Source organism: Cytobacillus firmus, from assembly GCF_023715565.1.
Taxonomy (GTDB): Bacteria; Bacillota; Bacilli; order Bacillales; family Cytobacillaceae; genus Cytobacillus; species Cytobacillus firmus_C.
Map to the genome: position 1 here is coordinate 16,325 of NZ_JAMBOJ010000063.1, position 14,058 is coordinate 30,382.

The window sequence follows — 14,058 nt, forward strand, 5'->3', positions numbered from 1 at the left end:
GTTATGAAAGACGGGTTTGCCGATGAAAGTGCCCTGCACTTGAAGGTTAAGGAAAGCATTCTGGAACTGATCAGAAACGGAGAATACAAACCGGACACCAAATTGCCGACAGAAGCGGAGTTTTGTGAAAAATACGGAGTCAGCAGGACCACTATTCGAACAGCACTCCAGCAGCTTAGCACTGAAGGCCATATCTACCGCCAGCAAGGCAGAGGGACATTTGTATCAAGCCATAAAGTGAAGCAGCGGCTTACTTCTACCGTCGAAAACTTTTCAAAACAGATGGTGATGCAGGGAAAAAAACCGATGACAAAAGTCATCAACCTCGAAGTCATCCCTGCCGATTCCTTCCTGGCAAATATCTTTGACCTGTCAGAAGGAGACCCTGTAAATGTTCTCGAACGAATCAGATATGCGGATAACGAGCCTCTTCAATACGAAAAATCCTTCCTGCCATGGAAAAAGACCCCCAGCTTAAACCGGCAGGCCTGTGAAGAATCGTTATACCATTTGCTGCAGACAGAATACGATTTGAAAATCAAAAAGACTGTGGAGCATTTAGAAATCGGGCTTCCTGAAGAAGAAATCAGTGAACTGCTGAAAATCAAACCTGAAACACCGTGTTTCTCACTTGAGACCTATGCCCATATTGAAGACGGAAGCTTAATCGAGCATTCCCGAACGATGTTCCGCGGGGATTATGCTCATTTTATTATTGAGCGGAATTATGAGTAAGGGATTGCAGGCGGGCCCATTTGATTTTGATAGGTCCGCAATATGGTGATGTAACTTTAGATTTAGGTAAGTTGGGGATTTGGTCCGGCTTCTGGCTCTAGGGGTGTGATTTCCACTTTTTGTGTCAAATGGTGGCCTGACTTCTGGCTCTCCAGACGTGATTTCCCTATTTTGTGTCAGAAGATGGCCCAAGTTCTGACTATACGAGACCGGGTTTTCCTTTTTGTGTCAGAAGACGGACCGGCTTTCGACTCTGCTGGCGGGATTTCTCAATTTTGTGTCAGAAGTAGACCCGGGTTCTGACTCTACGGGTGGGATTTCTCAATTTTGTGTCAGAAGTAGACCTGGGTTCTGACTCTACGGGGAGGATTTCTCAATTTTGTGTCAGAAGTAGACCCGGGATCTGACTCTACGGGTGGGATTTCCCTATTTTGTGTCAGAAGCACCCCGGGACCGCACTCTATTAAAGCCAATCCAACCCAATGCAACTAATCTAGCAAGAATGAATGCTCTTCCTATACCACTCCAGTGCCCTCATTTCAATTTCCTTAACAAGTGCTTCTTTCCCTTTAATATAAGAATCCATATCAAATGGAAACTGTTCTGCCAGCTCAGTTTTCAAGGCTCCGTATTTTTCTGCTTCCTCCCTGTTTGCCCTCAGGTAATCACGAAAAGCCAGATGACGCGTGATTTCAAGACTCCCTTTTTCATAGATATGAACATGATGTGTCCGCTGATTGCCCCCTTTTTGAAAATAGCGCCGGCCGGGCAGTCCGTTTTCTCCGCGCGGCTCATACGCCAGTGAAATCATATCCTCATTAAAGCGATCTACCAATTCAATATCCATCACGATAGGCAATATATCAATGACAGGCTTTGCTGCCAGACCTCGTACCGAGGTGCTCCCTATATGGTGAATCTTTTCAATTTCACCCTTAAAAATGGTCCTGATGAGTTCTGCCTCCTTTTCAAACCTGGATGGCCAGTCAGGATTATAGGCGGTAACAGCCACTTTTCTAGTCATGTTTTCCTCCCGACTTATTTTAACCTCATCAAGCATGCCCATAAAAAGTCTTCCCCAAATAGACTGCTGGGCTGCTGAATTTTTTTCATCGTTCTAAACTCCAGGAAATGAAAGTCATCTTTAAAGATTGCTTTCAATCGATCTTCTGTATATCCGATCCCCCCCTTTAAGCTCCCTAAGCGATACACCTCCCAATCTGGTGTTGGCAGCGCTCCTTTGGGGTTAAAGCATACCAGCCCTAACTTTCCTCCGGGCTTGAGTGCTGCTTTGATAATATCCAGGTATGTCAGCCTTCTGTGGGGCGGAAGATGGTGAAACATGCCGCTGTCATAGATAAAATCGTAGCTGTGAGGTTCAAAATGAAAGTCAAATAGAGATACGCATTCAAAATGAATATTTGCCTGTTCTTCATTTGATCTTTCAGCAGCCCATTTGATCGCATTTTCGGAAATATCTATGGCTTCCACTTGTGCCCCATTCTTTGCGAGAAAAATGGCATTCCTCCCTGGCCCGCATCCAATTTCCAGTACCTTCCCTGGCTGCAGTCCATTTTGAATATACTGAGCAAGATTTTCATCCGGTCCTTTTGCTTTAAAAAATGGAATCTCTTTTTCTCGATCTTCATAAAAATTTTCCCAGAATAATTTTGGGTCTCTTATCAATCCATCCAGCATTTCCAGTAGGTCATGGTAATGTAAAATAGCTTTCTCTATCTCAATCCCCCCTTTCTTATATTTTACTTTACCCCTGATGGAAAAGGATTACAGCTGCGTTAAATGTATATGATTTTACTAAAAGCAGCTGGTTGATTCTGCATAATTATTCCACTTAGAAATCCTCCAAAAGGGGATTTTAAAATTTGATAGTCTTAGTAATACATAGGTCTTTACCTAAAGAGAAATACTTGCCTGCGCTTCGTATGGACTTTAGAGAAAATACCATATCACTGCGATTCGTAATATTTGTAATACCTATGTAACATTTACTTTTGAAAACTTGTCCTTCATTTGGGCCCGCTCTCATATAATGACGACAAGAAGGTTTAGGAGGTACATGATGTTTCTTTTTCTGAATAAAGCAATTCTAGGTATGGCGATTTTACGGGTTATTTCGGGTAGCATTGAAATTTTCGTTGCACTCTTAATCTTAAGAATGAATGATATTGAAAAAGCGCTGATTATGAATAGTTCACTTGCCCTTGTTGGGCCTCCTGTGCTTTTATTGACGACAGTCATTGGATTAACAGGTATGTCTGATAAGGTTTCACTGAGTAAGATTCTGTGGGTTTTGTGCGGTGTCGGCTGCATTATTTATGGAATAAAAGGAAAATAGAGCTGCATAAACAGCTCTATTTCTCATGTTTCAGCAATTCCGAAACAGTTGTCATTTGGTAGCCTTGCTCTTTTAATGATGAAATAATTTTCTTAACGGATTTTAGAGACTCTTCCCGGCTCTCATACATGACATGAAGAAGGACGATGGAGCCCGTTTCTATATTCTCTACCACATGCTTCGTGATTTTATCTGCATCCCCATCTATTTCTGGAAAAGTTTCAGGCTCGATATTCCACGTAACAGTCTACCGATCGTGTTTGGATTTCCCGCTTGCCTGATTAATTCATCTGTTTTCTCAATTTCTGCTTTGATGAATGATGGAGACTTTAATACCATCCGTGTATGGGAATAGGTATGATTGCCAATTTCATGCCCTTCACCCACAATTTTTTTCGCATCTGCCATATTCTCTTCAATCTCTTTTCAGTTTAAATAGAATGTGGCTTTAATATCCTCTTCCCGTAAAATCGATAAGATTGCGTCGGTATTGACACTTGGCGCATCATCAAATGTTAATGCGACGACTTTTTCATCCTTTTCTGCCTGATTAATAATACCGCCGAAAAACTGAAAGTCTCTGGACTTGGATACTTGAAAAAGCAGAAAGGCTATTCCAGCCAGTAAAATGATGCATAAAATGAATTTTTTCATAGTGCCTCCAGATGCTATAGTTACGGAAAAATTATAAATATGTAAAAAAACCAGCCCCCGATTGGAAACTGGTTTGATAGCAATAGTATGTAGCCGCTTTTGCCGTAACTGGTATAAGAAAGTTTTAAACCACCACTCCTCAAAGTGGGTGTTCGCAGAAACATTCCTGCCTGTCCTCCTTGTCGTATAGACGAAGGCGTGTCATTCCTGTTCCGATTTTAAACTCCCTATTTCAGCTTAAAGGTTAAAACTTTAGTATGATTACGTACAATGCAGCTTGTTTTATTATAGTAATATAATTTACATCGTGTTTCAATAGAAATGATTTCCTGTTAGCTCTTTTCACTAAGCTTCAATGCGGTATCCGTAATTTTCATATCCGTTTCCAGCTGTTTTTGTAAATTATGCGGATAATACGTTCCCCTGCTGATCATATAATTTGTTATCTTCTCGTGAGTTTCCACCGCAATTCTTAACTGTTCCCTTAACATTTCTCTGACTTCAGGAGAACCGCTTTCCGTAAGGGCAAATGCTATATTCCGGACGCCCGCTTTAGCAGATATTAAAAAGTCCGTGGCAATAACCTGATCAGACATTCCGCCCATTCCCATTAAATTTTTCAAGAAACTATTCATCTATCCCGTGCCTCCTTTTCAGAATGCTTTGCATCTCCTGTATGAATTTCACATCCCCTGCCTCACTGTCCTGCAAAATGGTTTTTAAAGTCGGATCCTGGACAAGCCCGCTCATGGCCACCGCTTTAGTGAGACACAGGTTTTTAAACACGAGAAGTTCATGAAGCTCCAATGTCTCGTGGAGTCCCATTTCATTCATCATAAAAATCCCCCCATTCAGTTATAGTCTCATTTTGCGCATTTCCCTTTTCCCTAACCTATGGTATTTATTTCAATTCCCTGTCATGGCAAATTTCGCATAAAGCAGGTAAAACAAGAAACATTAACAACAAAAGGAGGACGAGAAAATGGACGAGTCAGCTCTTGGCTATCATGAAACAATGGAAACACATGAAATGCTGAACTTTAAAACAGACTGCCTGCTGAAATCCAAAATGATAATGGGCATCTGCTTTGATAATGATTTGAAGAAATTGCTTGAAAAGGATGTGCAGCAGTCGATTGCAGCGATCCAGGAATTAAAGGAATTATATAAGAATGCAAAAACTCTCTCATAGGGCGGTGAAAATAGATGAATCAGGATTATCTTGATCCGAAATATGCTGAAGGAATGCCCAAAATGGCTGATAACACCTTTGCATTGGAGTTTCTTCTGCGAATAAAAACAGGAATTCGCTATTATGCCATTTCATTGACCGAGACAGCAAGTCCCGAGTTGCGGAAGGCTTTTTACAGACAAATGGAACAAGCGATCGATTTGCATGGAGAAGTTACGGAACTGATGTTAGAAAAAGGCTGGATTTATCCGCGAGATATCGGTAAACAAATAGAGCTTGATCTTAAATCAGCCGATATGGCCATTGCCATTGGAAATATGGAGCTGTTCCCTGCGGATACAGACCGGCTTGGCACCTTTGCCACACCGGAAAAATAATGATAGGAGGAAATCCGGCATGAAGGCTGTTACATATCAGGGCATTAAAGATGTGGCCGTTAAAGAAGTTGAGGCCCCTAAGATTGAAAAAGGTGATGATATCATCATAAAGGTAACCACTACCGCGATTTGCGGATCTGATCTCCATTTAATCCACGGCATGATACCGAATACGTATGAAAATTATATTATCGGACATGAGCCAATGGGAATCGTCGAAGAAGCAGGACCGGAAGTGAAAAATCTGAAAAAAGGCGACCGTGTCATTATCCCTTTTAATGTCAGCTGCGGTGAATGCATTTATTGTAAAACTGACTTAACGAGCCAGTGTGATAACTCCAACCCTCATGGTGAAATGGGCGGCTTCTTTGGTTATTCAGAAACGACAGGCGGATATCCTGGAGGCCAGGCGGAATATATGCGTGTGCCCTATGGAAACTTCACTCCTTTTAAAATCCCTGAAAACTCGGAAGTGGAAGATGAGAAATTAGTGCTGATTGCGGATGTCGTCCCTACAGCATACTGGTCTGTAGACAATGCGGGAGTTAAGGATGGCGACACTGTCGTGGTTCTTGGCTGCGGCCCTGTTGGCCTGATGGTGCAAAAGTTTGCCTGGATGAAGGGTGCAAAACGGGTCATTGCTGTTGACTATATTAATTACCGTCTTCAGCATGCGAAACGGACCAATAATGTGGAAATCATCAATTTTGAGCAGACCAAAAATGCGGACGAATATATTAAAGAAATCACCAAAGGCGGCGCCGATGTTGTAATCGATTGTGTCGGAATGGATGGGAAAATGACTCCGATGGAATTCCTGGCAACAGGATTAAAGCTGCATGGCGGATCGATGGGCGCAGTTATAATGGCGACCCAGGCAGTCCGCAAAGGCGGGACTATCCAAATAACGGGTGTTTATGGCATGAGATATAATGCTTTTCCTTTAGGCGATATTTTTGAGCGTAATGTCAATATCCGTTCGGGCCAGGCGCCGGTCATTCCTTATATGCCATATTTGTATAAATTGATCGCTGAAGGAAAATTCGATCCAAGCGATATCGTCACCCATGTATTGCCGCTGGATGATGCCAAACATGGATATGAAGCATTTGATACGAAAACAGAGGACTGCATCAAAGTTATCCTTAAGCCATAATCAGCTATGCCAGATGACAAAGGAGAATGTCCAAATGGGTCGAAGGTTTGAAATGAATCTGCTGCGAGGCCTGTTTATATTAGGGGTCGGGGCTTTCTTCCATCTGGTCAGAAAGCCCCCGATAAAAGACTGGCTGATCGTATTCTTTTTGAAGAGCTATATTGCCACTTTCCTGGATAATCTATTCGTGCGAAAAGGATATCTCAAGTACCCGGTTAAACTGTTTAAAACATTTGATGTCAGTGTTCTGTTCAGCTACATTATTTTTCCGGTTTCTTGTGTTTATTATAATCAGCTAACCCGAAATAGCGGATTAATGGGAATCCTTATGAAGTCCCTGATCTTTAGTATCCCATCAACAATTGCTGAACATTATCTGGAAAAGCACACGCAGTTAATCAAATACAAGAAATCATGGAACTCTTATTATAGCTTAGTATCTATATTCGCCACCTTCCTGCTGACACGCGGAATCATGGGTTTGATTAATAAATCTGCGAAAAAACAAAAAAACACCGGCTCCTAAACAACACTTCGAGCCGGTTTTATATTAACGGACCTTAACGATTAGTTATTTCCAGAAACTGAACAGTGGTCTGATCCCTGTCAATCCGGACTTTAAGTTCCAAATGATCCAGCTGATAGGTTAAATCTTCACACTTGGCTGATTCGTAGCAAGTCACTGATTTCGTCTTGCTGGCATTGCCATACAATTTGACTGCTTCGGCCTTAGTAAAAGGAAGAGCAGGAAACAGACGAGGGCTTAAATATTCCGGATATACAGCAAGACTGCCAATGGTTCCATCCTTCATATTTAAGGTTGCCCTGACGCCCGCACCATCCCCCTGATAGTATAGGCTTTTAATATTGAGCTGGGTTTCAGTCTTTTTCGGCTTGCCCATTCTTTTTATGATGTCATCATAGGCATCACCAGGCTTTAAGCCAAAAATATGAAGAGATGGACTGGTCAGTATGAAGGCATCGGTAATTCCTGCCTTTTTGACTGCCTCCAGCTGCTTTACAGCATTCTTTTTGTTTTTATACGCGCCTGTCTGCACACGGTGATAGGTTTTGCCATCAATGACGGCCGTGCTAATGGCAGCCGGGAAAATTTTATCCTCAAGCCATGCTGCCCGTTGTTCCGCATTTTCTTTTTTGCTGAACGAACCGACAATAATCCTGTGATATACTTCATCCTGTCCTGTTAAAATAAGACGCTGACCAGGATAGATGGTCGTACCGGTTAAATCATTCAGCTCCGAAATCTGCGACACATTAAGATGATGCTTTTTAGCCAGAGAATAAAGTGTATCACCTTTTTTTACCACAGCTATATCTGTGTCTCCGTTATGATCTGCTAAAACATCTCCCCCTGAAAAAATAACAGCCAGAGATAGGATCCCTGCTGCAAATACCTGTTTGATTTTCTTCATTAAATTCACCTCACTATATATGACGAAGGGTTAATAACGGATGTCTCAGTGGAACGAGCCTATTTTAAAAATTGGGCAGGGGTGGTCATGAGTCGCTCACTTTTGGGGGGACTTAGTTTGACTACTATTTTCTTGGGGGCTTATTTTGGGCGTAATTCCTTCTGATAAATTCCCATTTCCACGGCGGCCGGCTCACTTTGGGCGTTATTTTACCAGCTTACTAACATAGGCGTTTTGACTTTGTTGATAAAGAGGTATCTTTCATGAGGTTTAAAGCATCTTAGAATAAAACGCACCTATCATAGCTATTGAAGCACCTTGGTTGATTTATACTGAACAAGAAGTGTCTATCATGCGGATCGCATAAAATAAGAGACTTATATCCTTGGATTCAAAGCAACTTCCTGCTCATTTTCAGCAATATTCCACAGCCGCAAATTTCACCTAACCCCAACCCCACTCCCAACCAAAAAAAGAGATGGCCCAAAAGCCATCTCTCTCCTTTATGCTGGTGCATCAATTTCATCTTCAGCGATGTGTTTTTCGTTATATTCCACGTCCTTGCGTGCGTTGTAGCGGTCCGCTTTTTCGAGGGTAACCGTGATGTTGTAGTCAGGGATGCCCGCGAATTTTTCATAGCGGCCTCGTGGCAGCAGGAAGTTTCCTTCCGGGAAGTGGACTTCGACATTGCCGCGGGCGATGTCGACGAATTTGGCTCTTCCCTGGAAGACACCGAATCCGTTGTAAAGGACGATCCCTTCACCCTCTGCAATGCTTAAGTCTTTTCCATCTTCTGCGTTCATTAATACATCGTATCGTCCTGCGCCATTCAGAGGGTCCACTTCTTTGTAGACCATGGAATTGAACTGCTTGCCGCGGCGGGATGTAACGATGAACTGGCCTTCTTTTTTGCCAAGATCCGGAATATCGACGGTAATAAGTGTGCCTTTGCCATCCGGAGTCGGGCAGATGCCGTCCTCACAAAGCCAAGCTCCGCCCCACTGGAAGACATCCCCTGCTTTTTTCAGATGCTGGATGCCATCGTAATTAGGATTTGCAAGAGCAATTTCTTCCCGGATTTCCTGTGCATCTTTAAAATCAACCAGATGGGCCGTTTCAGGCTTCACGCGCTTGGCCAGATCGATATAAATTTTCCACTCTTCGCGCGCCTCTGCGATTTTATTTTTATTTCCTTCTATTTCAGGACTGAAGTACACCATTCTCTCAGTTGAAGTAGAAGTACCGCCACCCTCTTGCTCATATCTTGTTTTGGCAGGCAGCACGATGACCGCTTCTTTCGCATCAACAAGGGTAGACGTATTTAAGATAATATCCTGGTGAACGCGTATATCCAATTCAGAAAGTGCTTTTTCGATAAAATCAGGGTCCGGCATCGTCTCAAGGAAGTTGCCTCCAGATAGATAGTAAAGCTTGATTTTCCGTTCATGGTCTTCAGGAAGTAGAATATTTTCTAATGTCACCCCGACAATATCGCCTTGCCATTTCTCAAGCTCGAAGCCCCAAAGATTTTGAATGCGGTCAAAATTGTCACCGTAAAAATCTCCGCCAGGCAATACAAATGGATCGGCACCCATTTCACCGCTTCCCTGCACAGATGAGTGGCCGCGGAATGGCATTAGGCCATTATGCTTTCGGCCTAGATGACCGCGTAGCAGCGCTAGGTTCGCAACCTGCGAGATATTATCTGTCGCAAAGGAATGCATGGTCAAACCAAGAGCCCAGGCATAAACAGCATTTTTGCTGTTAGCAAGCAATTCGGCAAGTTCAATAATCCGCTCTTTCGTTATGCCGGAAGATTTAATAATCTCTTCCCATGACTGCTCTTTCACTTTCTTTTTCAAATCCTCATAGCCGTTCACATGCTCGTTCACGAAGTTATGGTTGATGGCAGAACCGCGTTCCGCTTTCTCCATGTCGAACCAATGTTTCATGATGCCGTGCATAAAGGCAATGTCTCCGCCGATGTTGACCTGATAAAAGTCATCTGCAATTTTTGTGCCGAATAAAGCAGATTCAGGGTTTGAAGGAATCCAGTATTTGTCCATCGCCGGCTCTTTATATGGATTAACGACGATAATTTTTGTACCGTTCTTTTTCGCTTCAAGCATATATTTAGATGATACAGGCGAGCTGTTGGATGCTACGCTTCCCCAGAATAAAAGGACATCCGTTCCGATCCAGTCGAGGTAGTTGGCTGTAGAGGCTCCTACTCCAATGGAACGCTTTAAAGCGGTTTTAGAAGGCGAATGGCAAATGCGGCTCGCGTTATCGATGTGATTCGTGCCAAGGAAGCGGGCAACTTTGCCGGCCACATAATACGATTCATTCGTAATTCCGCGGCTCGTCAGGTAAAAAGCATATTGCTTCGGATCAAGAACCTTCATTTTTTCAGCGATCATGTTCATCGCATCATCCCAGGTGATCCGGGAGAATTTGCGCTCGCCTTTTCTTCGGATCATCGGATATGGAATGCGGCCCAGCTTGCGAAGCTCCGTGCTGTCATATTTGCGCAGCTCATCGATATCAGCATGCAAGATGTCCGGTTTAATCGCACCGGCCGTGTTTAAACGAAGGACATTTAAACGTGTTGTGCACACATGTGGCCCTTTAAGCGTCTGGTCATATAGTCCGGATACGCCAAGCGCACATCCGTCGCAGACTCCTTTTGTCAGTATATTTGTGGCATAGCCGATATTATCTTTGTTTTCCCACAGGATTTTTGCTGTATCCCTCATATGCTTTGGCTTGATTTTACCAAGGCCGAATGGAATCGGACTCACCCAATGCTTTGGATCCGGCATGGCCTTTTTATTCTGAGGTCCTGGATGTTTTGTTTTTCCCACCTGAAACACTCCTTCATATTTTTCTATTTAATAGAGATCCTGAATCTCTTAATTTCCAATGTTCAAATAGCTTTTATTATTGTATATGGGCGAATGTAGAAAATTTGCCCTTTTTCATTAACTGCGATAAAAAACCACCGCAAAAAGCCTCTACTTCTAGATGCTGTTTCTGCGGTGGTTAGTCTTTAGCAGGTTCGCTGCCAAGTGCCATACCATTAAAAAAAGCGGGTCTAAATGCTTTTCCGTGCTGTTATTATTAAAAATTAACTTGCCATTGGCTTATTTGCTTCATGTTGCCTGCGTAATTTTTTCATATCAAAACGGATTAAGATTGACACGATGAATGCCACCACAAACAATGCGGCAAAGCTTGTCAGACTTGATGCATAGCTTCCAGTTGAATCCTTCATCCATGCCGCAAACATTGGGCCTGCAAGACCTGCTGCTGCCCATGCTGTAAGGATGTAGCCATGAATGGCACCAAGCTGCTTTGTTCCAAAAACATCGCCGATAAATGCCGGGATGGATGAGAATCCTCCGCCATACATTGTGTAGACAATCGCCAGCATGACCTGGAAAAGAATCGCCTCTTTTGTAATCGGAAGTAATAGGAATAATGCGATCTGCGAAACGAAGAAAATCGTATACGTATTCGGGCGCCCGATATAATCTGAGATCGATGCCCATGCCAAACGTCCCAGTCCATTAAAGATGCCAAGCACTCCGACAAGTGTGGCTGCTTCCGCCGTAGTCAGGCCTATGCTTTCCTGTGCCAGCGGTTTTGCAGCAGACAAAATCGCAATTCCGCACGTCACATTAATGAACAGCATAATCCATAAATAATAGAATCGGGATGTCTTTATTGCTTCATTCGCCGTTAACTGTGACAAATCCTGTTTGATTTTGATTTTTCCGGCTGCAGCTTTTTCTTTCATTCCTTCAGGTGCCCAGCCTTCAGGCGGTTTTTCTAAATATAAAGATGATAATGTCATAATGATTAAGTATGCTGCACCTAAAATAAAGAACGTGTTTGCTGTACCAACCGATTTAATCAGTCCATCCATGACTGGGCTCGCTACCGCTGCAGCAAAGCCAAATCCCATGATGGCAAGGCCTGTTGCAAATCCGCGGCGGTCAGGGAACCATTTTACCAATGTGGATACAGGTGCAATATAACCTACCCCTAACCCTATTCCACCAAGAACACCGTAGGTTATGTACAAAAACGGCAATGAACCCATATTGACTGCTAGTCCGGCTCCAAGCATCCCGGCTCCGAAGAATCCTGCTGCCAGAAGACCTGCCTTTTTTGGGCCGTGCTTTTCAACAAAGTGGCCAAGAAATGCTGCTGACAATCCCAGAAACAGAATAGCTAAACTGAAGGTCAGCTGTACTTCCTTTGATGTCCAGCCAAACTCGTCAATCAATGGATTTGTAAAGTTGCTCCAGGCGTAAACCGAACCGATGGAGATATGAATCCCTACGGCCGAGGCGGCAATCAGCCACCGATTTTTTGTCTTTTTCACTCTTTTTTCCCCCTCCTAATCCTCTGTAAAGCGGTTTCAGAAAAGATTCCTGAAAAAAAACCGCCAATCTCTCCCGCGTCCCCGAATTTGGGTATGCAAAAGAAGGATTGACGGTTAGTATCAAGCAGGATACGCTGCTTAAAGGACCAACTGTAAATCATAAAGGAATCTGATGACATTTTAACCGACGACAGGTTCGCTATCTCAAATCAAAATGTGACAGATTTTTGAACTATTAAAAATCATATCACTTTGAAAAAGCATGTTCAAGCCCTATTTAGCAATTTTTCATCATGAACATATTGTTTAATAGAACTACATTAATAACATTGTAGAAACTTGTAATCTTTTTATAAGTTTTGTCGAATCTGTTTATTTGCCGGTTAATTTGTCGATAATGAATATATTATTTCATCCCCAGATTAGGAGCCGAATCAATGACCACACCTTCGACTGCTATAAAAAAACTTCACAACGACATCGACGTCCTGCGCAAAAAGATGATTTCTGTTGGAAAAAACAAGGGATTGTCACACCCTGATACGCTCATGTACTCAGAGGAGCTCGACAAGCTCATCTATCAAGTGCAGCGCAGCAATTCATCCATTAGAACAACCCTTCATATTTGAGAAAACGCACATTCCTGTAAGATGGAGTGTGTTTGTTTTTTTGTTTAACCGGCAATCGGGCATTTTTATTGAGAAAATCAAAAAAGAACTCCATAATGATAAGATAATAACTAAACGGAAATGGAGATCATATGAAGAAAAAGTTTATGTTCCTATTAGCAATCGTTCTTCTTGTTCTGACAGCCTGCGGTAAAGATCAGGCACAGGAGACGATTACTTTAAAGGACCAAAGCGGCAATGAAGTTGCCTTCCCGCAGGACAAGCCAAGTGTCTTCTTCTTTATCACAACCTACACCTGAGGACTCTGTCAGCAGCAGCTGGTCGAGCTGCATCAGAACATGGATAAATTAGAAGATCTGGATGCCAATATGTACATCGTCAGCAATGATCAGCCTGAGCAGCAGCTTGAGCTTTATAAGGCTCTGGAAGAAAAGATGGGGCACAGCCTCCCTTTTATATCTGATCCGGAAATGAAGCTTATTGAACGGACTGACATGAAAAATGGTGACACTGCCTACAGAGGCTATGCAATAATGGACTCAAAAGGGAATATTGTGCTCCATAAGGTTAATGATCATTGGGGAGAAGAAATTGATACAACTGCAGAAGATCTAAAAAAGGAACTCACCAATTAAAAAAACACGCCCGTGAGCGTGTTCATGAATTCCTGTCTCTATCTGTGAACTGGAGCATGGCGATAACAAACATACCGAAACTGATCATCAAAGATAACACTTCAAAGGTACCCATTTATACATCGCCTCCTTACCTTCAGCCTTCCCGGAAGCAAACTTGTCCTATACTCTGGAGGAGTGCCTAATTGAAAATCCGTTCAAAAGGCCTAAAAAGAGTCAGCTGCATGACAATAGCATGCGGCTGGCCTTTTTTCATTTTCTTATGGAAATCTCCGTGCTGGAATCAATTTCTGTGCGGATAGCATGAATTTCTGTGCGCAAAGCCAGATTTATGTGCGGATAAGCCCTTTTTATGTGCGGTCAGCATTTAGACCAGTCAAGTCCACTATTTTGTGTAAATTCATTCCTAGGAAAAACAAGTTATTTAGCTCTATGTTTTTGAAGTAGTGGAAGGGGCCCCTTCCACTACTTCAAAAATTTCGCTCCGCAGATTCTACTGGT

18 protein-coding genes, 1 other RNA gene and 1 pseudogene are annotated in these 14,058 nt (G+C 42.8%); 9 read left to right on the forward strand and 11 right to left on the reverse strand.

Annotated elements, in window-relative coordinates; all coding sequences use genetic code 11:
- Positions 1-3: 3 nt before the first annotated feature.
- Positions 4-735, forward strand: coding sequence for a GntR family transcriptional regulator (locus M3205_RS20545; protein WP_251171580.1), 732 nt, complete (start codon positions 4-6; stop codon positions 733-735).
- Between the two features lie 493 nt (positions 736-1,228).
- On the opposite strand, the gene M3205_RS20550 is transcribed toward M3205_RS20545, so the two are convergent.
- Positions 1,229-1,759, reverse strand: coding sequence for a GrpB family protein (locus tag M3205_RS20550; RefSeq protein WP_251171581.1), 531 nt, complete (start codon positions 1,757-1,759; stop codon positions 1,229-1,231).
- A 14-nt stretch (positions 1,760-1,773) separates the two neighbouring features.
- Positions 1,774-2,472, reverse strand: a complete 699-nt coding sequence (locus M3205_RS20555) for a class I SAM-dependent methyltransferase (RefSeq protein ID WP_251171593.1) — start codon at positions 2,470-2,472, stop codon at positions 1,774-1,776.
- A 343-nt stretch (positions 2,473-2,815) separates the two neighbouring features.
- On the opposite strand from M3205_RS20555, the gene M3205_RS20560 reads away from it, so the two are divergent.
- A complete protein-coding gene (locus tag M3205_RS20560) occupies positions 2,816-3,091 on the forward strand; it encodes a YqhV family protein (protein WP_251171594.1) in 276 nt (91 codons plus the stop codon).
- A gap of 16 nt (positions 3,092-3,107) precedes the next feature.
- On the opposite strand, the gene M3205_RS25825 is transcribed toward M3205_RS20560, so the two are convergent.
- The 5 genes and pseudogenes from M3205_RS25825 to M3205_RS20580 form a co-directional block, all read right to left on the reverse strand.
- Positions 3,108-3,266 (reverse strand): polysaccharide deacetylase family protein, encoded by a 159-nt coding sequence (locus M3205_RS25825; protein WP_311315749.1) that lies wholly within the window; start codon positions 3,264-3,266, stop codon positions 3,108-3,110.
- Positions 3,267-3,295: 29 nt separating this feature from the next.
- Positions 3,296-3,745, reverse strand: a pseudogene (locus M3205_RS20565) (polysaccharide deacetylase family protein).
- A gap of 86 nt (positions 3,746-3,831) precedes the next feature.
- A non-coding RNA gene (ssrS, locus tag M3205_RS20570) (6S RNA) lies at positions 3,832-4,027 on the reverse strand.
- Positions 4,028-4,077: 50 nt separating this feature from the next.
- Complete coding sequence (locus tag M3205_RS20575; protein ID WP_159867674.1) at positions 4,078-4,380, reverse strand: spore coat protein; 303 nt, start codon at positions 4,378-4,380, stop codon at positions 4,078-4,080.
- Positions 4,373-4,582, reverse strand: a complete 210-nt coding sequence (locus M3205_RS20580; protein WP_251171582.1) for a hypothetical protein — start codon at positions 4,580-4,582, stop codon at positions 4,373-4,375. The genes M3205_RS20575 and M3205_RS20580 overlap by 8 nt, the downstream gene beginning before the upstream one ends.
- 145 nt (positions 4,583-4,727) lie before the next feature.
- Between M3205_RS20580 and M3205_RS20585 the strand changes: the two genes are divergently transcribed.
- Genes M3205_RS20585 through M3205_RS20600 form a run of 4 tightly spaced genes read left to right on the forward strand, consistent with a single transcriptional unit; the run spans position 4,728 to position 6,996 of the window.
- A complete protein-coding gene (locus M3205_RS20585) occupies positions 4,728-4,937 on the forward strand; it encodes a spore coat protein (RefSeq protein WP_251171583.1) in 210 nt (69 codons plus the stop codon).
- Between the two features lie 14 nt (positions 4,938-4,951).
- Positions 4,952-5,314 (forward strand): spore coat protein, encoded by a 363-nt coding sequence (locus M3205_RS20590; RefSeq protein WP_251171584.1) that lies wholly within the window; start codon positions 4,952-4,954, stop codon positions 5,312-5,314.
- Between the two features lie 19 nt (positions 5,315-5,333).
- Positions 5,334-6,470, forward strand: a complete 1,137-nt coding sequence (locus tag M3205_RS20595; RefSeq protein WP_251171585.1) for a zinc-dependent alcohol dehydrogenase — start codon at positions 5,334-5,336, stop codon at positions 6,468-6,470.
- Between the two features lie 34 nt (positions 6,471-6,504).
- Entirely contained in the window at positions 6,505-6,996 is a 492-nt protein-coding gene (locus tag M3205_RS20600) for a CBO0543 family protein (RefSeq protein WP_251171586.1), read from the forward strand.
- Between the two features lie 34 nt (positions 6,997-7,030).
- Here M3205_RS20600 and M3205_RS20605 read toward each other — a convergent pair whose 3' ends face one another.
- The 3 genes from M3205_RS20605 to M3205_RS20615 all read right to left on the reverse strand — a co-directional run bounded on the left by M3205_RS20605 (position 7,031) and on the right by M3205_RS20615 (position 12,293).
- Positions 7,031-7,903 (reverse strand): LysM peptidoglycan-binding domain-containing protein, encoded by an 873-nt coding sequence (locus M3205_RS20605; protein ID WP_251171587.1) that lies wholly within the window; start codon positions 7,901-7,903, stop codon positions 7,031-7,033.
- A 503-nt stretch (positions 7,904-8,406) separates the two neighbouring features.
- Positions 8,407-10,767, reverse strand: a complete 2,361-nt coding sequence (locus M3205_RS20610; RefSeq protein ID WP_251171588.1) for an FdhF/YdeP family oxidoreductase — start codon at positions 10,765-10,767, stop codon at positions 8,407-8,409.
- Between the two features lie 263 nt (positions 10,768-11,030).
- Positions 11,031-12,293, reverse strand: coding sequence for an L-lactate MFS transporter (locus M3205_RS20615; RefSeq protein ID WP_251171589.1), 1,263 nt, complete (start codon positions 12,291-12,293; stop codon positions 11,031-11,033).
- A 437-nt stretch (positions 12,294-12,730) separates the two neighbouring features.
- Between M3205_RS20615 and M3205_RS20620 the strand changes: the two genes are divergently transcribed.
- The 3 genes from M3205_RS20620 to M3205_RS20630 all read left to right on the forward strand — a co-directional run bounded on the left by M3205_RS20620 (position 12,731) and on the right by M3205_RS20630 (position 13,557).
- The gene (locus tag M3205_RS20620; RefSeq protein ID WP_251171590.1) at positions 12,731-12,922 is read left to right on the forward strand and encodes an aspartyl-phosphate phosphatase Spo0E family protein; all 192 of its coding nucleotides are present in this window, start codon (positions 12,731-12,733) and stop codon (positions 12,920-12,922) included.
- 131 nt (positions 12,923-13,053) lie between these two features.
- Positions 13,054-13,221, forward strand: a complete 168-nt coding sequence (locus M3205_RS20625; protein WP_251171591.1) for a hypothetical protein — start codon at positions 13,054-13,056, stop codon at positions 13,219-13,221.
- A gap of 18 nt (positions 13,222-13,239) precedes the next feature.
- Positions 13,240-13,557 (forward strand): redoxin domain-containing protein, encoded by a 318-nt coding sequence (locus tag M3205_RS20630; protein ID WP_285886732.1) that lies wholly within the window; start codon positions 13,240-13,242, stop codon positions 13,555-13,557.
- A 22-nt stretch (positions 13,558-13,579) separates the two neighbouring features.
- Here M3205_RS20630 and M3205_RS20635 read toward each other — a convergent pair whose 3' ends face one another.
- Positions 13,580-13,672 (reverse strand): putative holin-like toxin, encoded by a 93-nt coding sequence (locus M3205_RS20635; protein ID WP_226618119.1) that lies wholly within the window; start codon positions 13,670-13,672, stop codon positions 13,580-13,582.
- Positions 13,673-14,058: the final 386 nt, after the last annotated feature.

What these genes read in the sequence shown, in the direction of transcription:
- M3205_RS20635 (WP_226618119.1), bottom strand. Translation starts at nt 13,672, where the DNA reads ATGGGTACCTTTGAAGTGTTATCTTTGATGATCAGTTTCGGTATGTTT.
- M3205_RS20620 (WP_251171590.1), top strand. Translation starts at nt 12,731, where the DNA reads ATGACCACACCTTCGACTGCTATAAAAAAACTTCACAACGACATCGAC.
- M3205_RS20585 (WP_251171583.1), top strand. Translation starts at nt 4,728, where the DNA reads ATGGACGAGTCAGCTCTTGGCTATCATGAAACAATGGAAACACATGAA.
- M3205_RS20600 (WP_251171586.1), top strand. Translation starts at nt 6,505, where the DNA reads ATGGGTCGAAGGTTTGAAATGAATCTGCTGCGAGGCCTGTTTATATTA.
- M3205_RS20560 (WP_251171594.1), top strand. Translation starts at nt 2,816, where the DNA reads ATGTTTCTTTTTCTGAATAAAGCAATTCTAGGTATGGCGATTTTACGG.
- M3205_RS20605 (WP_251171587.1), bottom strand. Translation starts at nt 7,903, where the DNA reads ATGAAGAAAATCAAACAGGTATTTGCAGCAGGGATCCTATCTCTGGCT.
- M3205_RS20580 (WP_251171582.1), bottom strand. Translation starts at nt 4,582, where the DNA reads ATGATGAATGAAATGGGACTCCACGAGACATTGGAGCTTCATGAACTT.
- M3205_RS20575 (WP_159867674.1), bottom strand. Translation starts at nt 4,380, where the DNA reads ATGAATAGTTTCTTGAAAAATTTAATGGGAATGGGCGGAATGTCTGAT.
- M3205_RS20595 (WP_251171585.1), top strand. Translation starts at nt 5,334, where the DNA reads ATGAAGGCTGTTACATATCAGGGCATTAAAGATGTGGCCGTTAAAGAA.
- M3205_RS20590 (WP_251171584.1), top strand. Translation starts at nt 4,952, where the DNA reads ATGAATCAGGATTATCTTGATCCGAAATATGCTGAAGGAATGCCCAAA.
- M3205_RS20625 (WP_251171591.1), top strand. Translation starts at nt 13,054, where the DNA reads ATGAAGAAAAAGTTTATGTTCCTATTAGCAATCGTTCTTCTTGTTCTG.
- M3205_RS20550 (WP_251171581.1), bottom strand. Translation starts at nt 1,759, where the DNA reads ATGACTAGAAAAGTGGCTGTTACCGCCTATAATCCTGACTGGCCATCC.
- M3205_RS20545 (WP_251171580.1), top strand. Translation starts at nt 4, where the DNA reads ATGAAAGACGGGTTTGCCGATGAAAGTGCCCTGCACTTGAAGGTTAAG.